The 21,927-nt window shown below is 58.0% G+C and carries 12 protein-coding genes and 1 pseudogene; 8 read left to right on the top strand and 5 right to left on the bottom strand.

The genetic code is table 11. From position 1 onward, the window contains the following. The first annotated feature begins 7 nt into the window (after positions 1 to 7). Complete coding sequence (locus tag ABQ278_RS21350; protein ID WP_349323016.1) at positions 8 to 247, top strand: hypothetical protein; 240 nt, start codon at positions 8 to 10, stop codon at positions 245 to 247. Positions 248 to 615: 368 nt separating this feature from the next. Here the strand turns inward: ABQ278_RS21350 and ABQ278_RS21345 are convergent, their stop codons facing one another. From ABQ278_RS21345 to ABQ278_RS21335, 3 genes are all read right to left on the bottom strand, one after another. Further along, on the bottom strand, positions 616 to 1,950 hold the full coding sequence (locus tag ABQ278_RS21345; protein WP_349323015.1) for a tetratricopeptide repeat-containing glycosyltransferase family protein: 1,335 nt from the start codon (positions 1,948 to 1,950) through the stop codon (positions 616 to 618). A 61-nt stretch (positions 1,951 to 2,011) separates the two neighbouring features. Further along, positions 2,012 to 3,838, bottom strand: coding sequence for a sulfotransferase (locus tag ABQ278_RS21340; RefSeq protein ID WP_349323014.1), 1,827 nt, complete (start codon positions 3,836 to 3,838; stop codon positions 2,012 to 2,014). 144 nt (positions 3,839 to 3,982) lie between these two features. Then, complete coding sequence (locus tag ABQ278_RS21335; RefSeq protein ID WP_349323013.1) at positions 3,983 to 13,174, bottom strand: hypothetical protein; 9,192 nt, start codon at positions 13,172 to 13,174, stop codon at positions 3,983 to 3,985. Positions 13,175 to 13,795: 621 nt separating this feature from the next. Here ABQ278_RS21335 and rfaE1 point away from each other — a divergent pair. The 4 genes from rfaE1 (at position 13,796) to ABQ278_RS21315 (ending at position 17,100) form a co-directional block, all read left to right on the top strand. Continuing rightward, positions 13,796 to 15,283, top strand: a complete 1,488-nt coding sequence (gene rfaE1 / locus ABQ278_RS21330) for a D-glycero-beta-D-manno-heptose-7-phosphate kinase (RefSeq protein ID WP_349323012.1) — start codon at positions 13,796 to 13,798, stop codon at positions 15,281 to 15,283. Further along, positions 15,276 to 15,824, top strand: coding sequence for an HAD family hydrolase (locus ABQ278_RS21325; protein WP_349323011.1), 549 nt, complete (start codon positions 15,276 to 15,278; stop codon positions 15,822 to 15,824). The genes rfaE1 and ABQ278_RS21325 overlap by 8 nt, the downstream gene beginning before the upstream one ends. Positions 15,825 to 16,252: 428 nt before the next feature. Next, positions 16,253 to 16,564, top strand: a complete 312-nt coding sequence (locus ABQ278_RS21320; RefSeq protein WP_349323010.1) for a DUF1778 domain-containing protein — start codon at positions 16,253 to 16,255, stop codon at positions 16,562 to 16,564. Next, complete coding sequence (locus tag ABQ278_RS21315) at positions 16,561 to 17,100, top strand: GNAT family N-acetyltransferase (RefSeq protein WP_349323009.1); 540 nt, start codon at positions 16,561 to 16,563, stop codon at positions 17,098 to 17,100. The genes ABQ278_RS21320 and ABQ278_RS21315 overlap by 4 nt, the downstream gene beginning before the upstream one ends. Positions 17,101 to 17,343: 243 nt before the next feature. Here ABQ278_RS21315 and ABQ278_RS21310 read toward each other — a convergent pair whose 3' ends face one another. Further along, positions 17,344 to 17,931: a class I SAM-dependent methyltransferase gene (locus ABQ278_RS21310; protein WP_349323008.1), complete on the bottom strand. Its 588-nt coding sequence runs from the start codon at positions 17,929 to 17,931 to the stop codon at positions 17,344 to 17,346. Between the two features lie 889 nt (positions 17,932 to 18,820). On the opposite strand from ABQ278_RS21310, the gene ABQ278_RS21305 reads away from it, so the two are divergent. The 3 genes and pseudogenes from ABQ278_RS21305 (at position 18,821) to ABQ278_RS21295 (ending at position 20,758) form a co-directional block, all read left to right on the top strand. Further along, positions 18,821 to 19,120, top strand: coding sequence for a type II toxin-antitoxin system RelB/DinJ family antitoxin (locus ABQ278_RS21305; protein ID WP_349323007.1), 300 nt, complete (start codon positions 18,821 to 18,823; stop codon positions 19,118 to 19,120). Then, a complete protein-coding gene (locus ABQ278_RS21300; protein WP_349323006.1) occupies positions 19,104 to 19,394 on the top strand; it encodes a type II toxin-antitoxin system RelE/ParE family toxin in 291 nt (96 codons plus the stop codon). Before ABQ278_RS21305 ends, ABQ278_RS21300 begins: the two co-directional genes overlap by 17 nt. A gap of 367 nt (positions 19,395 to 19,761) precedes the next feature. Further along, positions 19,762 to 20,758, top strand: a pseudogene (locus tag ABQ278_RS21295) (IS5 family transposase). A 62-nt stretch (positions 20,759 to 20,820) separates the two neighbouring features. Here ABQ278_RS21295 and ABQ278_RS21290 read toward each other — a convergent pair. Then, positions 20,821 to 21,870: a Fic family protein gene (locus ABQ278_RS21290; RefSeq protein ID WP_349323005.1), complete on the bottom strand. Its 1,050-nt coding sequence runs from the start codon at positions 21,868 to 21,870 to the stop codon at positions 20,821 to 20,823. Between the last annotated feature and the right edge of the window lie 57 nt (positions 21,871 to 21,927).

The following is a 21,927-nucleotide window of genomic DNA, read 5'->3' as shown; positions in this document are numbered from 1 at the left end:
TACCGCATTGGCTAAGCCGGACTTGCTGGCATCTGTTGTACGGAACAAAAGCCTTCTATTCCGCGATGCCAAGGCATCCTATGAAACCGCTGCCTTCGGCACACTTAAACTCATGCCGACAGGAAATCCGGTTGATGACCAAAAACGCGACTACGCCGCGATGGGCGAAATGTTCATGGGTGATGGTCCGGATTTCGATACCGTGATGAAGACGATCAGCAAGCTGGAAGAGATGATCAACGGGTAATCCCTATCAGACAATACCGTTGTTAGAAGCGATGTAGAGCGGTAATTTTTCCACGGATTGAATGGCGTGGCCGAATTAGCCAGGCTCGCAGGCGAGCTGTCAACGGCTCATCAAAATAGCATTCCGCAGCGTAAGATCCTCTCGCCTGTCCGAGGCCAATCTCTTTTGCCAAATCAAAGCCGTGCTCAAACCGGCTACAGCACAAAAGGCCGGCCTATGGCCCCAACGGCCGGCGCTGTCCTTTTCTACCCCTAGGGAAAGACCACCCCCTAGGCGCATGGCGGAAAACACTAAGCCACCAAACCGGTCCGCGAAAAATCAATACTATAGAGTGGCGAGTTCTCTCGCCATGAATGAACGGGCGGGGACTAGATGAGCTTAAGGCGAGCGGCCACACGCGCCACGGGACCAGACCAGTCGGCTGGAAAGGTCTGACGGAACAGCTCAACAGTCGGATACCAAGGGCTGTCCGAGCGATCACGCAGCCACCGCCAGTCTGGTGCGAACGGCAATAAGACCGAAACCGGCCTGCCCATAGCGCCTGCCAAATGAACAATGGACGTATCGACTGCGACCACATGATCCAGAATTTCCAGAATGGCCATGGTGTCGGTGAAATCGACAATTTCAGCACCCAGATTGATCAGCGGTGCCCTGCCGTAGTAATCCGCCGCCTGCGCGGCCGCTGGCCCCATTTGCAACGACACAAGGACGGTCTGTTCCAGAGCGCTCAAAGGCGCAAGCTTCTTAAGCGACATCGAGCGGTTCAGATCATTGCCGTGGGTTGGCCTTCCCGCCCATACAATCCCCACGGTCCGAAACCCTTTAGGGATCAAAGCCTCTAGTCTTTTCCGCCACTTGGCCACCAAAGAGGCGTCGGCATGTACATAGGGCACTGGCGCCGGGATCGATTGCAAATCCGTGCCAAAGAGGCGCGGGAGACCAGAAAGCGAGCAATAGGCGTCAAATGCCGGCACCTCCTCCCAACGATCGGCATAATGGACGATCCCATTTTGCTGGGCCACGATGGGCCGCATCTCGGAACTGCACGCCATAATGAGGTTGGGGCAAAGTTTCGCCACCTCTGACACATAACGACAAAACTGGATCGTATCGCCAAAACCCTGGTCGCCGATCAGAAGCAAGGCGCCATCGGGCATGGCTTTACCGTCCCACAGAGTTTTACCCTTGTGGGGCAGTAAGGACGGGGAATTCGGCATATCAAACCGCCATTCATATTCCCTCCACCCTTCTTCAAACGCGCCGTTCAACAGTAAGGCTTCCGCTAGTTCAAAGTGTGTGGCTGCCATGTCCGGCTGGAGTGACAAGGCATGACGCGCACAGGCAATCGCCTCGTCGATCTCCATGCGATCGTAATGAATGACACCGAGGTTGTAGTGAGCGCCTGCGTCTTCAGGCGCCAGTTCCACAGCCTTCCTGCCGTGCATGACCGCGTCTTCCAAACGCCCCTGACTGCGATAGAGCTCGCAGATATTGCGATGAAAAATCGGCTGATCGGGCGCGCTGACAATCGCCTTTTCGAGCCAATGCAAAGCCAACTGCGGCTGCTTTCGCCTGTGCGCAAGGATAGCGGCCTGGTGCAGAGCGGGCGCATAGGCGGGATGCGCGTCCAGGACGCGTGACACAATCTCTTCGGCAGCGTCGAAACGCTCCGATTGTACGTGCGCCTCAGCTTCCGCCAACCACGCGTCGACCGTCCGAGATCCCCCCCCCTGAAGGGACGGCTGCTGACCTTGCGCCACACTAGCCATCTATCGAATATCCCAGACGCGCGATCGTTGGCTCCAGAATCGGGATCACCGGCGCCAGGTGCTTCAGATAATGCCTGTAACGGTAACGCGACTTGTCATAGAGCTGTTCTGTTACCTGAGCATAACTCGCTGTGCGCGCATAACGTTTATTTTCATGGAACTTTAAGCATCCCTTGTCGAAAGGCAAATCCGCGAACGCCAAAATCTGACGGACATTGGGCTCCTGATCTTCGACGATATCTTCGTATCTTACAGCCAGATATTTTAGCGTCATTTCACGCCGATAGTGCGCCACCAGATCCATCACCAGAACATAATGCTGAGCGATGGTCTCCAGTTGGTTGGCACAGTAAAAACCGTGGGTCAGGTGATTAGAATAGACCGACAGAACAATATCCAGAGGGTGGCGCAGGACATGTATAAGCGGCGCATCCGGGAACATCAGCGCAATCAGCCCAAGGTGCGTTTCATTCAGAGGCATCTTGTCGGTAAAGCGCGTGGCGCCCGGCTCGACAATACCCAGTTGCTTCACACGTTGCAGGTAATAATCCCGCAGATTGTTCAGCCCCTCGCATTGGTCCCCCATCCATAGGTCCGCCAGGGCCTCGGGATAGGTCAGAGGGCTATTCAACATACGGGGCATCAAATCAGCCACATCATTAACGAAGGTCAGTTCGTCTCCGGCGGACACCTTAGGATGGGCCGACAGGGTCTGTTCAACCATCGTCGTGCCAGAGCGCGGAAATCCAAGGATGAAAATGGGCTTCGGGTCATGTTTAAGCGTCGTGGCGCGGGGCACAATGCGTAAGCGGCTGCTGGTGAAGTAGGCCTTCAGTCGCTCAACCAATTGCGTGGCATGCGCCGCCATGTACACCGGGCCACCCTGGTCCACGTTCAGACGTTTTCCGCTGCTAAAGGCCTCGAAAGCCTCATCGAAGCGCCCCATCTTGTCCAGCAAACGCCCCTTTTCCAGCATCTCATTGGTGCCAAGCCCGGCTCCAGGACTAGATAGAGCGATGCGATCAAGTATGGCCAAGGCGTCGTCATAATGTTTGGTACGCCCGCGCACGACCGCGCGATGCAACCATATGCTGGGATGGCCAGGCGCCATGGCCTCAGCCTGATCAAGCAACGCGTCCGCGCGCGCGAAATCCCGGTCGGTTTCCTCCATGCGCGCCCAACCGAGCAAGGTCTGCAGAATAGATGGGTCGAGGCCAACCAACTCTTCATAAAGCGCCCGCGATTCGGCCATCTTCCCCTGATTCTTCAGGTTCCAGGCGAGGTTGGCGAGAAGAATGGGCTGCCGGTGCCCCAGAAGTTCAAGCGCCCTTCGATAGTGAAATTCGCCAACCTGCGGTCGGTTCATTTCCGTCAAAATCATGCCCATCAGATTATGTGAAACCGGATCGGTGGGCGCAATACGCACGGCATTGCGCGCGTGGCCTTCCGCTTCCGCCAGATGGCCCCTGCCAAACAATAGCAAAGCGAGTTCCTGAGTGGCCCAGATATTGTTGGGATCCAGCGACACCAGGCGCTTTACCAGCGCCTCAGCGGCCGCCATAGCGCCTTCGGCCTTACGTATCTGATAGAGGACGGCCAACGCCCCGCCCTGACCAGGTGCAAGTTCCAGCACCTCAAGACACAGGGCCTCCGCTTCCTTCAAAGCGCCATTGGCATGTCGGCTAATGGCTTCGTCAACAAGAGGCAACAGGTGACGGCTGGAGGGTGTGGCGGCAAAATTTTGAAGATCCGCCTGGCAACAGCGCAATGCACTGAGCCCGCTGCCACAGGCACAGAAATTTGGCTGTAAACGATTCATATATTGTATCCCGGACTGGTCCGGCTTTTCCTACTAAGCCGCCCTGTGGTCTGACGCCCCATCCCTTTGTTGGTGAAGCGGCAGAACCTGATAGAAACTATTGATCAGCGTTGCAATCCACGCCGGTCAAGATGCGCGACGACCTTAAAATACCCACGAGAAGACACCGGTGACGGCATGGTCCTCTGCGTTTTCGGAGAGAGTCCCTTGATAGGAGAGGCCCACCTTGATTTCGTCTCTTACCTTCCAGTCCAGGCCCAATTCGACCACAGTCGAATCCCTTGCCAGCAGAACACCATTTACCTTGAAACTATTGCCTGTGCTGGTCAAGGTCATATAGCTGGCCTGGTTCAGATCCCCGTAGGCGTGCTGCCAACCCAAGGTCATGCGTGGGACGAGCCTGACGCCGTTACTGAATATCCAGTGGCTGCCTGAGCGCAGTCCCAGCGTAGAGTAGGTCATCTCCGTGGTGGCGCTCTGCACGTTCAGGGCCGCGTCGCCACCTTGTTCCTGAGCGACACCACGCGTCTGGTGGACACGCGACAGGCCGGCGAACGGCTCCATAGCAACGCCTTTCCAGACGAAGCCATAACCCATCTCACCAAACACCTGCGCTGTACGGGCATCGTAATGGCTGATCAGTGCGTCCTCGAAGCTCGGGAAGGTGACCCGGCGTCCCATGTCAACATGGCTCCAGCTAACGGCGCCGCCCAACCGAAGATTGACACGGCCGAAGGCGCGACCGGCATAAAGGCCAAGGTTATAGGTATCGACATCGGCGAAACTCGCCCGCTCAGATAGGGTGAGGCTTGAACTTGTGTAGCCGGCCGCAGCCCCCGCCCGCCAATTCTGACCGAAGCGCGCGTCCATGCCGGTCATGAAACCAGATCGATCGTGACTCAGCGATGCGGCGTTACCGTCGTTTCTGATCTTGCCTCGGCCACCAAAGGCTTCGGCCCATGTGATCACAGTGGAGGTTGAGGACTCACTTCCAGACGTGACCGTACTCGCTTCGCCGGTGCCCAGAGCGGCAAACTCACCGGCGGCAGCGCCATAGGTCTGCTGTCGTAGTCTGTTCAGCATGGTTTTTGGCACGGCACGACTGTCGTCCAGCAAGGCCGTGGTGACGGAGGCGTAGGCTTCACCCGAAAGCATGTTAAAGGCGCTGCGGGCGCCCTCTAAGCTCTGTCCCAGGACTGCCTGATAAAGCGTCGTGTCCTCTCCGCCCGCCTGTACAGCGACGGCGACGTTATGTTCGTTGGTGGTGCTGGCCGCACTGGAGAAGTCCACAGGTTCACGACCGGTCGTGAGCGTCAGGGTGACTCCGTTCGGGTTATAGGTCACCTGGGGTGTCAGGAACGCAAGATCGGTCTTCACGCTGCTGAACTCACCGGTCAGGCTAGTGCTGGAAATGACCGAGTAGGCGGTAGAGGTGTTATAGGTGCCGTTGGCCGCCAGCACAGACAAGGTGCCGTCGAGCGTCGCGCTGCCAGAGACCTGCAATTGTGAACTCTCGCCGGCCGCATTGACAGCGACCTGCAGCGTACCGCCAGCCGTCTGTATGAAGTCGCCCTTGACCTGCAACGCACTGCCGGCAGCACCGGGCTGCAGCGTTCCGGCGTTCATCACAGACCCTATCGTCCAAGTGCCACTGGCTCTCCACACAGCCTTCTCAGCAATGGATAGCCGACTTCCGGCACCGAAATTGGCCAGTTGGCTGGCCAAAATTCCCGAACCCGCAAGTGTGATCTGACCCGCGCCATAACCGCCGTCTATATCTCCATTGACGACAGATCCGGTGGTCAGAGTCAGGGCATTCGCGCCGCTGCCGAACTGCACAGCGATACCGCCCGTGCCATAGATCGTACCACTGTTGATAGCGCTGGCGTCTTGACCGGTAAACTGAAGGCCGATAACCCCGCCAATCACGCCGCTGTTGGTAAGGGAAGCCTGGCTGCCGAGTGCAAGACCGGCAATCGCATCGTCAAGAATGGTGCCTGCATTGACGACCGTGCCGCCGCTGGCGACCTGCACACCGAAAATGCCACCCTGAATAAAGCCGCTGCTAGAGTTGGTGAGCACACCCCCCGCCTCCAGACTTACGCCGGTATCATCGGTGCCGATGATCGTGCCGGTGTTATTGACGCTTCCCCCGCCCGTAACGCCAATGCTCGATGCCAACACGTCGCCGCTGTTGTTGAACGTCCCTGAGTTACTGAAAACGCCGGAATTACTGATGGTGCCGGTATTACTCATACCGCCGCTGTTGGTCATCATGCCAGTATTGGCAAGGCTGCCGGTATTGCTCAGCGAACCATTATTAATCACGGATCCTGAATTGCTGAGCGTGCCGGTATTCGCGATGGCGCCATTGCTGGTCAGGGTGGTGGTGTTAATCAGAAGCCCGTTTGAATTGATCTGGCCATTGTTAACCGAGTCATCATCCACCGACACGACACCGCTGCTCACAAGCGTGGCGCCGCTGGTGATCTGTAAAGCGCCGTCCAGCGTGCCCTGGTTGGTCAGTGTCCCTGACATCACCGCAGCGTTGGTGATGGTCGAGGTGCTGTCGACGTCTTGGGTCGCGTTGATAAAGCCGACATACTGGAAGCCGATGGCTGTCACGCCAGCAAGCGTAGCGCTGCCATTCACCAGCAGGGTGTTGACCCCGAGCGTGCCATCAGCAATGCCGTTCAGCGAACTGCCGTTTTCCAGGATCAACTGGTTGGTGCCGCCGGCAAACCTGATTGCCGTACCGCCTGCACCCGAAATCTCACCGAAGTTGTCAATCGTGCCGGAACCGCCCGAGAACAGCACGCCGACGCCCGAAGCGCCGCTGCCGATGATCGTGCCCGTATTCGTCACCAGAGCCGTGCCGCCGGTGATCTCGATGCCCGACGTCGCACCGCTGATATGACCGCTGTTGGAGACGCTGCCGCCCTGCGACAGAACCACGCCCTGGCCAAGAACCCCGGCGATGCTGCCGCTGTTGACGATCGTGCCACCACCCGAAAGCGACAGCCCTGTCAGCCCACCCGATATCAGCGCAGTACTGCCCGTATTGTTGACCGTGCTCGCAGAACTCAGAGCGACCGCCGTGCCCGAGGCGCCGCTGGCGCTGATCGTGCCAGAATTATCCACCACAGACGCGCTGCCCGTGATGCCCGCCAGAACGCCGGTGATGCTGCCGCCAGACTGGTTGCGCACCACGCCCGCGCCGGTCGTCGTGACCGTGCCGGAAATACGTCCCGTATTGCTCAGAAGCCCGCTGTTGAGCAAGGTGCCCGACGACGACAGCAAAGTCCCGCTGTTCGAAAGGGTGCCTGTATTGCTCAGAAGACCCTGATTGGTCAGCGAAGACGCGTTGCTCAGAGAGCCGATGTTGGTGAACGACGCACCGGAGGCGACACGTAATGCGCCGCTGTTGGCAAAGATGCCATTGTTGACCGAGTCATCATCCACCGACACGACACCGCTGCTCACAAGCGTGGCGCCGCTGGTGATCTGTAAAGCGCCGTCCAGCGTGCCCTGGTTGGTCAGTGTCCCTGACATCACCGCAGCGTTGGTGATGGTCGAGGTGCTGTCGACGTCTTGGGTCGCGTTGATAAAGCCGACATACTGGAAGCCGATGGCTGTCACGCCAGCAAGCGTAGCGCTGCCATTCACCAGCAGGGTGTTGACCCCGAGCGTGCCATCAGCAATGCCGTTCAGCGAACTGCCGTTTTCCAGGATCAACTGGTTGGTGCCGCCGGCAAACCTGATTGCCGTACCGCCTGCACCCGAAATCTCACCGAAGTTGTCAATCGTGCCGGAACCGCCCGAGAACAGCACGCCGACGCCCGAAGCGCCGCTGCCGATGATCGTGCCCGTATTCGTCACCAGAGCCGTGCCGCCGGTGATCTCGATGCCCGACGTCGCACCGCTGATATGACCGCTGTTGGAGACGCTGCCGCCCTGCGACAGAACCACGCCCTGGCCAAGAACCCCGGCGATGCTGCCGCTGTTGACGATCGTGCCACCACCCGAAAGCGACAGCCCTGTCAGCCCACCCGATATCAGCGCAGTACTGCCCGTATTGTTGACCGTGCTCGCAGAACTCAGAGCGACCGCCGTGCCCGAGGCGCCGCTGGCGCTGATCGTGCCAGAATTATCCACCACAGACGCGCTGCCCGTGATGCCCGCCAGAACGCCGGTGATGCTGCCGCCCGACTGGTTGCGCACCACGCCCGCGCCGGTCGTCGTGACCGTGCCGGAAATACGTCCCGTATTGCTCAGAAGCCCGCTGTTGAGCAAGGTGCCCGACGACGACAGCAAAGTCCCGCTGTTCGAAAGGGTGCCTGTATTGCTCAGAAGACCCTGATTGGTCAGCGAAGACGCGTTGCTCAGAGAGCCGATGTTGGTGAACGACGCACCGGAGGCGACACGTAATGCGCCGCTGTTGGCAAAGATGCCATTGTTGACCGAGTCATCATCCACCGACACGACACCGCTGCTGACAAGCGTGGCGCCACTGGTGATTTGTAAAGCGCCGTCCAGCGTCCCCAGGTTGGTCAGTGTCCCTGACATCACCGAAGCGTTGGTGATGGTCGAGGCGCTGTCGACGGCCTGAGTCGCGTTGATAAAGCCGACATACTGGAAGCCGATGGCTGTCACGCCGGCAAGCGTAGCGCTGCCATTCACCAGCAGGGTGTTGACCCCGAGCGTGCCATCAGCAATGCCGTTCAGCGAACTGCCGTTTTCCAGGATCAACTGGTTGGTGCCGCCGGCAAACCTGATTGCCGTACCGCCTGCACCCGAAATCTCACCGAAGTTGTCAATCGTGCCGGAACCGCCCGAGAACAGCACGCCGACGCCCGAAGCGCCGCTGCCGATGATCGTGCCCGTATTCGTCACCAGAGCCGTGCCGCCGGTGATCTCAATGCCCGACGTCGCACCGCTGATATGACCGCTGTTGGAGACGCTGCCGCCCTGCGACAGAACCACGCCCTGGCCAAGAACCCCGGCGATGCTGCCGCTGTTGACGATCGTGCCACCACCCGAAAGCGACAGCCCTGTCAGCCCACCCGATATCAGCGCAGTACTGCCCGTATTGTTGACCGTGCTCGCAGAACTCAGAGCGACCGCCGTGCCCGAGGCGCCGCTGGCGCTGATCGTGCCAGAGTTGTCCACCACAGACGCGCTGCCCGTGATGCCCGCCAGAACGCCGGTGATGCTGCCGCCAGACTGGTTGCGCACCACGCCCGCGCCGGTCGTCGTGACCGTGCCGGAAATACGTCCCGTATTGCTCAGAAGCCCACTGTTGAGCAAGGTGCCCGACGACGACAGCAAAGTCCCGCTGTTCGAAAGGGTGCCTGTATTGCTCAGAAGACCCTGATTGGTCAGCGAAGATGCGTTGCTCAGAGAGCCGATGTTGGCCAGGGTGCCGCTGTTCGTGAACCCCACGCCAGAGGAAACGGTATTGGCGCCGGTGAAGGTCCAGCTGGCGCCGCTATTGACCGAGACCAGGCCGAAATTGGTGAAGCTGGCGCTGCCGAGGCCGGTGAAGCTGCCGCCGGTGCCGTCGAAGGCCAAGGTATTGGTGCCGGCGCCGCTATCCACCACGCCGATGAAGGTGGCGCCCGCCTGCAGGGTCACGAGGTCGTCGCCGGCGCCTAATGCCACCGCCTTGGTACCGCCGGAAATGGTGCCGCTATTGGTGATGGTGTTGTTGAATGTGCCGTTGGTCAGCCAAACGCCATAGTTGGTGCCGATGATCTGGCCCTGATTGTTCACCACGTTGGCCCCGAAGGAGCCGGAGCCGATGCCGATGTCCGGCGAAGAGATCAGCGACGCGCTGCCGGAATTGGTGATGGTGCCGCCCGCTCGCGCATAGATACCGTAGGCGTGGCTGGCGATGGTGGACAGCGTGGTTGCCCGGATGGTGCCGGCATTGGTCACGGTGACCGCGCCGCTGAAGCCGACCACACCGATATACGAGCCGATAAGCTGCGACCCGGTCCCCAAATTATTGACGATGCCGCCGCCATCCATCCAGACGGCCTCGTACCCGGTGATCGTCCCGTAATTCTGGACGGGCCCCGAGGCTCCCGCAAAACCAAAGACACCGACGCCTGTCGCAGGGCCGGTGATGGCGCCTGTCGCGCTGTTCGTCAGCACGCCTGTGCCGGTCAGTGTGACGGCGCCAGCAATGGTGCCGGAATTGGTCATGCTGTTCGCGTTGATCAGCGTGCCTGTGGCGGTCAGCGTGCCGGCATTGGTGAAGGTCCCGGCATTGGTGAAGGTGCCAGCCGTGGCAACCGTCATGTTGCCGCTGTTGGTCATGGACAGGGTCGAGGCGACCGAATTGTCGCCAGTGAAGGTCCAGTCGGCGCCGGACAACACACTGGCCACTTCGAAATTGATGAAGCTCGAGCCGCCAAACCCGTTGAAATTGGCCGCCGCCGTGCCGCCGAACTCCAACGTATCAGTGCCTCCGCCCCCATCGACCACGCCGGTGAAGACGCCGCCCGGCAGCAGCCGCACCAGATCATCGGTGTTGCGACCGAACTGCACGGCGGTGCCGCCAGTGCCGATGATGGTGCCGCTGTTGATCACCGTATTGCTCTGGCCAAACACATCAATGAAGACGCCGATGCCGGAGGCCGTATCGGTGCCGATGATGGTGCCGGCATTGGTGAGGGTGGAACCGGCACCGTAGCCGTTCAGGATGGTAGCGCCGACGCTCTTGCCGGAGATCGTCGCACCCGCAGCGTTGGTAACCACGCCGCCGCTCTGCAGATAGAGGGCCGAGGCTCCCGTGCTGATGATGGTGCCGTAATTGGTGAGGTTGGCCACCGCGCCGCCGGCGGAGAAGAACACCCCATTTCCCGAGGTGCCTGAAATGGTGCCGCTATTGACCAACGTGCCCGTGCCGCCGCTCAGGTTGACGCCATAGGCACCGGAGATCACGCTGGCGGCGCCCGTATTGCTGATGCTGCCGCCGCCCGCCAGATTGACGGCAGCGTAACCAGCGCCGCCCGAAGAGCTGATGGCACCATCGTTGATGACCGTGCCCGCGCCCCCGGAGATGTTAACGCCGGACTTGTTGCCGGCGATGGAGGAGGCGCTGCCACTGTTGGTCACCTTGCCGCCAGCGGACAGGGCGATGCCGGTGCCGCCGGACGAGGTGATGGTGCCCAAATTGGTGAGCGTTGGTGTCACGCTGGAGGCATTCACGATCGCATTGCCCGTGGCGGATATGACGCCGCCGAGTTGGTTGTTCAATGTGCCGTTGGCGGTGAGCGTCACCGCACCGGCGATGCTGCCGGTATTGGTCAGAAGACCATTATTGGTGAAGGTGCCAGACGTGATCGTCAGCAGGCCCGCATTGGTGATCGTCCGGGTGGCGGCGTTGGTGAGAATTCCGCTATTGGCGAAGGAGCCGCCCGATGCGATCGAGAGCACGCGGTTATTGGTCAAGGTTCCGCTATTGCTGAACAAGCCACCCGAGGCGACATTGACCGTGCCGCCGTTGGTGACGGTCCCGCTATTGGCGAACAGGCCGCCGGAGGCAACAATGACGGTGCTGGCTATACCGCTGTTGGTCAACACGCTGCTGTTGGTGAAGGTCCCCGCGGCAGTCAGCGTCTGCGCATTGGTGAACGAGCCGGAATTGGTAAAGGTGCCGCCGGCGGCGACCGCCACCTGACCTGAGTTGCTCAAGGCGGCGGTGCCCAGCGAATTAGAGCCGGTAAAGGTCCAGTTCGATCCGGTCGTGACCGTGGCGGTCTCGAAATTGATGGCACTGACATTGGCGATGGTGCCTGCCGTGGAACCGCCGAACTGCAATGCGTCGGTGCCTAAGCCGGCATCCATGACGCCGGTGACCACCGCACCCGCCCGCAATTGTACCGAATCATTAAATACGCCGGTCAGGCGGATGGCTGTGCCGCTGTTGCCAATGATGGTGCCGTAATTGATCAGCGTGGTGACGGCACCGGTACTCGTCACGCCGACGGTGCCGGAAAGGGTCCCTCCCGAATTGTTGGTCACGTGGCCACCCTTCGACAACGCGACGCCGACGCCAGAAGCGCTGATCACCGTACCGCTGTTCGACACCGTGCCGGCCGCGCCCTTGATGGCGATACCCTTGGCCCCGCCGGAGATGATCGCCGCAGCAGCACTATTGGTCACCGTTCCGCCAGCGGCGAGGTAGACACCCGTCCCCGAGGAACCGCCCAGAATCGTCCCGGAATTGGTGATGGTGGCGACGCCGACCTCCGCATAGATGCCGAATCCCGCAGCGGCCCCCACGCTGATGGTGCCCGCATTCGTCACCCGGCCGCCGTTGCCCAAACGGATACCCAAGGCGGCGCTGGTAATAGTCCCACTGGCGTTGTTGGTGATCAGGACGGCAGACTGATTGGTGCGCACGCCGGCGCTGTTCGCATCGTTGGCCACCGTCCCGGAGAACGCCCCGTTCGCGGTGATGGTGCCGTCGTTGATCAGCGTGCCCGTGGTGCCGATCTGGACGCCGCTCTTGCCCGATATGGTTCCGGTGGCGTTGTTGTTGATGACGCCCTGATCGACATTCACCGCGAATGAATTGGTGCCGGTAATCAAGCCGCTGTTGGTCACCGTGGCGTTGACGCCGCCGGTGGAGCCGAAGGTCACGCCACTGTTGGCACCCGCGATCACGCCCGTGGCGGCATTGGTCACGCTGCCGCCAGCATACCAGATGGCGATGGCATGATCGCCCGTACTGCGGATGGTGCCGGAATTGGTGACGGTGCCGGCGCCATCCCGGATATAGACGCCGTAGCCGCCGGCGGTGATCAATGCCGAGGTGCCGGAATTGGTGACCGTGCCGCCGGCATTGAAATAAATGCCCCGATTGCTGGCGGTGATGGTGCCCTCGTTCACCACGGTGCCTGGGGCACCTAAAATGCTCACGCCGATAGAGCCGGATATCTGCGAGCTGGTGCCGCTGTTGGTCACCAGACCGCCGCCGTCGAAGGACATGCCAGGGACAGCATTGCCGGTAACCGTGCCCTGGTTGGTCAGGGTCCAGATATTGGAACCGCTGCCCGCGACAGCGCTGCCGGAAATAGCACTGTCCGTCGTTGATGGCGTGATCAGAAAGCTGGTGTATCCGGGATAATTACTGAGTGTGATGCCCGAACTGGTCCCCGGCAACGTCTTGGTCTGGGCTTGAGCCTGAGAGGTAGGTGCGAGCGTCACGCCTACAGTCACGACGGCAGGCGCCAAGGCCAAAGCCATGGCAGCGCAACTGTTCAACAGCGATCTCGACAGGCTCTGGCTAACCGTAACGTGTCGTTGATGAACAATCAGGTGCATTTCAGAACTCTTAATTACGCTCAGGGACAAAGGATTTTATATCTTGCGCAGCCGCTGCATTGGCAGACAACAACGTTGCGTTGTTGGGATATCCAATAGGTCACATTTCATTAATAGATTGCTTCAGGCTCGACAAAAAACACTACCTTATTACCGCCGGCTATATACAGCCCCTGCCGCCGTGACAATGCGGATGCAAAAAAAGCTCAGCACGATAAAAATTCTGGCAAAGGCCTTGTGCCTGCAGCAGAAAAACCCGCCATACAGTCTTGATTATAAAGATATTTTTTTCAAAACAATTTTGAGGCGCGTTATCGTCGTATTGCCGCGCTTGTTTCGACATCCCGGGAGCGGCACGTCATTTCGCACTCTCAAGCCTCGAAACGAATCACCTCGACCCATGCGGGTCGTGACGGTTAAGCTGTAGCTTAGATCTGTGACCTCTGGCTGTGAACTCGCTTCGTGCAGTTTTGACAGAATGGCATGCGCTTGATCCACCAGGCCTTTTATGCCAACTCAGACGCTAGGCGATGGTTTGCCGCCCGAGAAGTGCAATCTTTGCCCCATAACCGCGCGGGCTGACACTGGATCGGGCTCCGCGGAGTCTTTAAAGGAGCGCCAATGTCCATAGACGATACGCAAGGCCTCGCGGCACAGGTCAAGGCCATGACCTATGCCAAGGTGCTCTGTCTCGGCGACATCATGATGGACCGCTTTGTTGAAGGTCGGGTATCGAGGATTTCCCCGGAAAGCGCGTCGCCGGTATTTCATTATCAGGGCGAGACGATCGTGCCGGGTGGCGCTGCTAATGTCGCACGCAACATCAGCGCCTTGGGAGGCCATTGCACGCTTATAGGTGTCATCGGCAAGGATGAGGCCGCAACCACGCTCTTGGGAACCCTGGCCGAAAACAGCGACATCGATTCCATTATGGTGGTAGCAGAGGATCGGCCAACAACCGTGAAAACACGGTTTGGGGTGCGTGGCCATCACTTGCTGCGCGTCGACCAGGAGGTCACGACAGCTATTTCTTCCCTGTCTGAAGCCGCATGCCTTTCAGCCGTCATAGAGCATCTGCCCAAACATAATGCTCTGGTTCTGTCGGATTACGCCAAAGGGGTTTTGACGGAGGGCTTGCTGGGTCAGGCGATTCAACGCGCCCGCAGCCTGAACGTACCCGTCATCATCGATCCGAAATCGCCAGACCTTAGCAGATATGCCGGCGCCACGCTCATAACGCCCAATGCCCAGGAAGCAAGGGATGCCTGCGGGATATATCCGGATACGGATGAAAAAGCCGAAGCGGCCGCTCAGTTTTACCTCGGGGCCAGCCAGGCCAGAGGCGTTTTGATTACGCGTGGTGAACAGGGGATGACCCTTCTGTCACAGGACGGATCGCTTCTTCATATTCGCAGCCGGGTCACTGAGGTATTTGACGTCGCCGGCGCCGGAGACACCGTCATCGCTACTCTGGCGGCGGCGATGGCCTGCGGAACAGACATGGCAGAGGCGGCGCACATGGCGAACGCGGCCGCCGGGATCGTGGTCGGCAAACGCGGCACAGCGACCACCTCACCGGACGAACTCATCCTTGCCTTGGAGGGGGAGCGCGGCGCGCGCAAAGGCACGCCGATCATGCTGACGCCGGCAGAGGCTGAGCGCTATGCGAGAACCCGGCGCAGAGAAGGCAAGGTTGTCGGCTTCACCAACGGTTGTTTTGACATTCTGCATCCCGGTCACATCTCCTTGTTGATGTACGCGCGCGACCAATGCGACTGCCTGATCGTAGGTCTCAACAGTGATGCCTCGGTTCGACGTCTTAAAGGCACGGACAGGCCCATAAACAGTGAGGACGACCGCGCGATCGTTCTTTCGGCATTGGGCGCTGTGGATGCGGTTGTCATTTTTGAGGACGACACCCCCCTTGAGCTGATTATGGCCATCAAACCTGATGTGCTTGTGAAAGGGGCTGACTATACGCTGCAGACCGTCGTTGGCGCTGACTTCGTATTGGCTCACCAAGGTAAGGTTTTGTTGGCCCAACTCGTACCCGGCAAGGCCTCATCCAACACCATTGAAAGGGCTAAGCGCGGCGGATCGCATGTCTGAACGTCAGCGCTGCGCTTTTCTTGACCGGGACGGTACGTTGATCGAGGAGCGCAACTACCTCTCAGATCCAAACCAGGCCATGCTTCTGCCCGGGGTCGCGCAGGGCCTTAAGGCGCTGTCAGCGCAGGGTTTTCGCCTTGTCGTTCTTACCAATCAGTCAGGCATAGGCCGCGGATACTTCACAGAGACAGCGGCCCATTCTGTAAACCAACGTATTGATGACATGTTGCGCATCCAAGGCATTGATATTGCGGCTTTCTATATATGTCCACACACCCCCGAAGCCTTGTGCCACTGCCGCAAGCCCAGGCCTGGCCTCGTGGAGCAGGCATCAAGCGTCTTCATGATTGATCTGCCCGCGTCGATTATGATTGGCGACAAGGATACAGACCTGCTCCTTGCTGCCAATCTCGGGATGCGAGGCTTCCTCGTCAGTAGCGGGCACGCAGATACACATATCCCCTGGGCGACAAGCCAAGGCTTTGAGGTTTTCCCTGATATTCCCTCAATCGCCAGATCGCTTGTCCATGGCGTCACGTGATGGGACGCTGCCCTTATATTTATTAGGGACGATCGGCACAGAGCGTTCACGGAAGTAATGTCAGCGGTCGCGGGGCGGATACCTGCCTTGCGACCGTTTCCAATTGGTGCGATGCAAAGCGGAAAGGCCGCCTGACGCCCTATGTGGAAATGGCTACACGAGCGTTGCCGTTTGCAATTTCTTGCTCGGAAGCGGACAGCCGCGCTGAGCCTATTCGTCCGGACGCAGAGCTATATCCAATTATGGGGAAAAACTCGACCTCGCCTGTGCGCCCACACGGACATTCGGCCAGTCACGAGACATATGCCGAAAGCGGAAGCCGATTGGCAGTGTGACGGGCAGCTAAACTAGACATGCTTGTCGTATTTGGAGGCCTTGAAATGTACGCCAGATTGCCGTACATTATAGGAAGTGCCAAGGAGGGCCAGATGTTAGCGTTCAATAACCCGGCCGATGCCGTCGACGAACCGAATGATGCGCGCATGCAGTTTCGCACTAATGCGCGCGTGAAGGAAACAATTCAGCGCGCCGCAGCCCTGTCTGGCGTTGACGATTCCGCGTTCATGATCAGCGCCGCCTATAGATCCGCTATGGAGACTATCAAGGCTCACGAGCAAACTCAGCTTCAGGCCGCGGACTTCCATACCTTCTTCACAGCGCTGGATACGCCGGCAACACCAACTGCTGTCTTGCAAGCCGCCCACGCTCGCTACAAAGGCCGGACCCAGTCGATGATATGACCGACGCGCCGAGCTTTAAGATAGAGCCGCTCGATCCAGAGAAGCACGATCGAGCGGCTTTTTCATGCGGTGTTGAGGCCGTAGACAATTTCTTCAAGCGAACGGCTGGCAAGCTGTCGCGCGCCGACAATGTACGCGTCTTTGTCATGACGGATGCCGCCGGCACGGTCGCAGGCTTCTATGCGCTAAATGCGCATTCGATCTCATACGAGAATCTCCCCCCCAAATACGCGCGAACACGTCCGGGTCATGGCAACATTCCTGCTGCCTATATTTCCATGATCGGTCGCGACATCCGCTTCAAAGGTTCCGGTCTGGGTGCCGACCTGCTCGTCGATTGTATGCGCCGCATCGCGCACATATCCGAACAGCTGGGCATAGCCGTGGTCATACTCGACGTCTTGGACGACGGAGATGCCGAAGCCGTCGTTCGCCACAGAGCAATCTATGAAGGTTTTGGCTTCCAGGCCTTGCCTAGTCAGCCCCTGCGGCTGTTCATCCCTGCAGAAACCTTACGGAAAGAATTCTTAACCTGATTGTCACCCTGGTCGGCCCCTCGGCCGCTGGGCCTCTTAATGGGCGCCGAACACCGTCGGCTGGACGCCGGTCGCGAAGACATCAGGTATGTCTTAAGACTACTCGCCCGCCAGTAATTCGGAGAGAATAGGATGATCGCTTCGGATCAAGCACCGCCGCTTCCGGGTAAGCGGACGTAGCGACGTAGCTCCGAAGTTGGCCTAGGCCGAGATGAATATCAGCGCGTCAGCCTATCCAAAAGCTCACACTGAGGGAGGCTTGATGGCATCATAATAATTGTTCTGCCCCTCGTCGACGTGACAACCAATTAAACGCAGTCCCGCGTCTAAGAGGAGTCGCTCATAAGCGTCAAAACCGAGTGATTTCGACTCTCGTCCCGTTAATACGTCTCGCCATTCGCATTGCTCATACGGCGCGGTGAACAAAAAGCGCCCCCCTTGTTTTAGAGTTGCCCCAATTCGACGAATGACCACTCGCTGATCGTCTTCATTCAGCAAGAAAATCAGACCAATGGAGACGCACGCTTCAAACTTTCGGTTGAAGAAGTCGCTATGTTGTGCCAGTTCGCATGCTACCTTAGCGGTGGGAAACCGATTAGCAAATGCTGCGACCAAATTAGGCGATGCATCGACACCTAGGACTTCAAACCCGCCATCTATTAGTACTTTAGAAATCGGCACACCCGATCCGCAACCCACATCGATGATGGAGTTGCCGGGTGATATGGTATCTCGTGCCCAAGCCAGCACCGTCTCAGCACCTATATTGGAACGCGCCGCCATGAACTGCTCGGCGATGTTGTCCCAACCCAGAGAATGATCAATCGCCATGCGTTACGTCAATTTTCTCACCGGTAAGGATGGGGGATTCTGTTTGAACATTGGGAAAACAATGCTCTTCGGTCAATCGGAAAGTTGGAAAACCTTTGTCACATTCGGACATGCAAAGTCTGCTGTTGGCCGTTGCGCGCCCGTTGCGGTCGTTCTGCCAACTTAGGTAGTGGTCGATGATTGCCAAAGATATACGACAATTGTCCTGTCTTGGCACGCACTTAGCGCACGGCTTAGGTCTACAGCAAACGCGCCTCATGGTAGGGAAATTTATACAGCAAGCGTCAATTTGAGTTGGAAAATGTTACCCGCACGCCGTTAACACGTTCAGTTTTACGGAAAACACGTGCACCGTGTGGGACCGCGATTGCTAATTCCGTGTCACTACTCCAAATGGGGCTGGGCAATATTGAATGACTTGGGCCGTGGTCCAATATGAGTGCGTTACCCGCCCCATCGGGTGTTTCGTCGGCTCTTATGATAGACACTTGATAGTTTTCCCCTACTGTGGCGCCACAGTCTCGCGAAAAAACTACCGCAGCCAGTTTGCCATTTGGGCTAATCGACCGCTCCTTAATATCGTTCTGGCAAAGCGAGGCGGCACCACAAGACGCTAGAAGAAGCGCGAATGCAAACGTCGCCACTACTAATGTGGCCCTGCCCATCAAGCCGATAGGCCGTGCCGTCGAGCGTCTCCAATGGTTCACCAAATCCCCCTAGGTTGCGGTAGGCCAACCACCTGCGGACGTCATGACAATGAACCGACTACTTCGCGACATGCCAACTAACGCGAAATATCCAATTCCCTCTATTTCACATAAAATTTATTGCCTGTATCTCAAATGAGAGACATAGTGGCATCAGTCTTTCAAACTGAGGGAAACTGCCAATGGCACACACGTCTATGCTGCATGTCCGAATAGATGATGAACTCAAAATACGCGCGGCTGAAAAGCTATCCGCCCTTGGGCTTACCGTGTCCGATGCTGTGCGGATCTTGCTAACCCGCATAGCAAGGGAGGGAGGCCTTCCCACCGGTCTGACCGCCCCTTCGGAATCCTATGACGTCTGGTTCCGCGCCATGGTACAGGAGGCACTTGATGATACGCGGACGCCGCTGCCTCATCAGCAGGTCATGGATGACGTTCAAACCCTAATCGACCGGAAGCGCCGTGTCGCTAAAGCTTGAATGGCGCGACACCGCCCGCCGGGACCTGCTGGCAATTATTGATTATATTTCGGATGACAACGTTGACGCCGCACAACGGCTCAAGGATGAAATCGAGGTTAAAGCAGCAAAACTGCCATCAAGGCCTAAACTTTATAGGCCCGGTCGTGTGCCTGGCACGCGTGAGATCGTCATTCGGCCGAATTATCTCGTGGTGTACAGTGAGAACGCCCGCGCCGTTACCATTCTTCGTATCTTGCACGCCGCACAGCAATGGCCTCCAGCGGAGCTTTAGCCCCACCAAGGTCAGCATATCTCGACCTACGAAAGGACCCTTGAGATGGCCAATACTGGCCAGCTAAATCTACCTGTAGATCGGCGCCAAAAACGGCACCGCAAGCTTTCGTTTTCAATTATTCGATTGATATAAATAGATTGACAAAGCCCGGGGTAATCATGCTGATCATACGAGGCCTGAGACGTATCGGAAAGTTAAGTTGATGTCGCCGTTCTGTTTGTCATTGATTCACTTACTCCAAAAAAATTAAATCTGATAAATACTAATTTGACCGTCTAAGCTTAACAGGATGCGGAAAAAGGCGCTTGCTGCGAGCGTATTGCCGTGATTCCATCCTTTATTGGTTGATCTGCAGGAGTAAGACATGCGCGGCAGTGATATCCAGACGGCGGGTCTGTTTTCTTATGTGAGCTGCGAAGCACGCGTCCCGACAAACCCTCCGCTGCGGTCCATCCGCGCGATTGTCGACGAGGCGTTGGAAGTTCTGTCCCCTGATTTCGAGGCGATGTATTCAGCCATCGGCCGCCCATCGATCCCGCCGGAGAAGCTGCTGCGCTCCCTGTTGTTGCAGGCCTTCTACACGATCCGCTCGGAGCGCCAGCTGATGGAGCAGATGGACTACAATTTGCTGTTCCGATGGTTCGTCGGCTTGTCTATGGACGCACCGATCTGGGACGTCACGGTATTCACCAAGAACCGTGATAGGCTCTTGGTTGCCGACATCGCCGCCAAGTTCCTGGCCGCCTTGCTGAGCCAGCCGCGCGTTAAGGCTCTCTTGTCAGACGAGCACTTCTCGGTCGACGGCACCTTGATCGAAGCCTGGGCGAGCATGAAGAGCTTCAAGCCCAAGGACGAGACCGATGGTGGCCGCTGACGGCAGCGGCTCTGGCGCTGAAGCGAAGCAGCCGCCAAAGGCCACCGCACGCAACTCCGAGCGCGATTTCCACGGCGAGAAGCGCAGCAACGCAACTCACGCGTCGACCACCGACCCGGATGCCAGGCTTTATAAGAAGGCCCGTGGCCAGGCCGCCAAGCTTTGCCATATGGGTCACGTGACAATGGAAAATCGCAATGGCCTGGTCGTCGACGCCACGCTGACCCATGCAAGCGGAACCGCGGAGCGCGAGGCCGCACTGGATATGCTTGGCCGCATGGAGGGGCGTCATCGCATCACATTGGCTGCAGACAAAGCCTACGATACGGCCGACTTCGTTGCCGCCTTGCGGGACATAAAGGTTACGCCACACGTCGCGCAGAACACGACGAACCGACGCTCGGCCATAGACGGTCGGACCACCCATCATTCCGGCTACGCCGTCAGTCAGCGCATCCGCAAGCGCATCGAAGAAGTGTTCGGTTGAGCGTACAAGCGATTGAGTTATTGCCAAAATAACGAAATTTCACGATAACCGAAATCGAATGGTTATCGCAGGCTATACCACGCACCGCGTCCACGACCGTGCAGAACCGTCTGCCCTGCATCGTGTAGTTGGCGGAAATGCTCTTTCAGGGTATTGCGGCTTGCGCCTGTGATCCTGGCCATTTCGCCAATAGTGACGCGGCCATGCTCGCGCGCATGTTCCAGGATGCGCACCGATAATTCCGGCACTGCCGAGAGGATGATTTTTTCGCGTTCGACCTTTTTGGTAAGGCGCTTCATTTGCTGTTGAAGTGCGCGCAAGATAAAGACGAGCCACGGCTGCCAGTTGGGCGTTTCTGTTCTGATTGTGCCTTGGGTTTGGCGAAGGGCCAGATAGTAGCCTTCCTTACTTTGCTCGATCACACTTTCAAGCGAGCTATAGGGGACGTATGCATATCCGGCGCGAAGCAAAAGCAAGGTAGTCAGAACACGGCTCAAACGTCCATTGCCATCCTGGAACGGATGTATTTCAAGAAATACAACGATGAAAATGCTGATGACCAGAAGTGGGTGAAGCTGTCGGGTCTCAAAGGTGGCAGTAGTCCATTCGACCAATTCGCCCATCAGGCGTGACGTATCGAACGGCGTTGCGGTTTCGAAGACTATGCCGATTTTCTGGCCGTTCTCATCAAAGGCGGCTACACTGTTGGACAGGGTTTTATACGCGCCGCGATGGCGCTCATCTTTCTCGCTGTATTTGAGCAAGTCGCGGTGAAGCTGTTTGATATGATTTTCAGTGAGAGTAATGTCCTCCCATGCCTGAAAGATCATCTCCATCACTTCGGCATACCCTGCGACTTCTTGTTCATCGCGGGTCTCGAAGGATTTAATCTCGAGTTTGGATAGAAGGCGCTCCACGTCTTTATCGGATAGCTTGCTGCCTTCGATGCGGGTGGAGGAGCCGATGCTCTCGATGGTGGCGACACGGCGCAAGGCCAGCAAGCGTTCGGGGGCTAAGGTGCCCAAAGCACGCCAAGCGCCCTTGAATTCATCAAGTTCGGCAATCAGGCCGAGAATGTCTGGCGTAATCGTCAATGTGTCGGTTTTAATCATGACATCCAATTATACACCCAATTCCACCCATTTAGCCAACCCAATTATGGACCCCAT

The organism is Asticcacaulis sp. MM231 (assembly GCF_964186625.1).
GTDB lineage: Bacteria > Pseudomonadota > Alphaproteobacteria > Caulobacterales > Caulobacteraceae > Asticcacaulis.
The sequence above is the reverse complement of the archived record's forward strand: the minus strand, read 5'-3'. Positions and strand labels throughout refer to the sequence as shown.

Bases quoted from the DNA above. Each gene is read 5' to 3' on its own strand.
- ABQ278_RS21340 (WP_349323014.1), bottom strand. From the start codon at position 3,838: ATGAATCGTTTACAGCCAAATTTCTGTGCCTGTGGCAGCGGGCTCAGT.
- ABQ278_RS21335 (WP_349323013.1), bottom strand. From the start codon at position 13,174: ATGCACCTGATTGTTCATCAACGACACGTTACGGTTAGCCAGAGCCTG.
- rfaE1 (WP_349323012.1), top strand. From the start codon at position 13,796: ATGTCCATAGACGATACGCAAGGCCTCGCGGCACAGGTCAAGGCCATG.
- ABQ278_RS21325 (WP_349323011.1), top strand. From the start codon at position 15,276: ATGTCTGAACGTCAGCGCTGCGCTTTTCTTGACCGGGACGGTACGTTG.
- ABQ278_RS21320 (WP_349323010.1), top strand. From the start codon at position 16,253: ATGTTAGCGTTCAATAACCCGGCCGATGCCGTCGACGAACCGAATGAT.
- ABQ278_RS21315 (WP_349323009.1), top strand. From the start codon at position 16,561: ATGACCGACGCGCCGAGCTTTAAGATAGAGCCGCTCGATCCAGAGAAG.
- ABQ278_RS21310 (WP_349323008.1), bottom strand. From the start codon at position 17,931: ATGGCGATTGATCATTCTCTGGGTTGGGACAACATCGCCGAGCAGTTC.
- ABQ278_RS21305 (WP_349323007.1), top strand. From the start codon at position 18,821: ATGGCACACACGTCTATGCTGCATGTCCGAATAGATGATGAACTCAAA.
- ABQ278_RS21290 (WP_349323005.1), bottom strand. From the start codon at position 21,870: ATGATTAAAACCGACACATTGACGATTACGCCAGACATTCTCGGCCTG.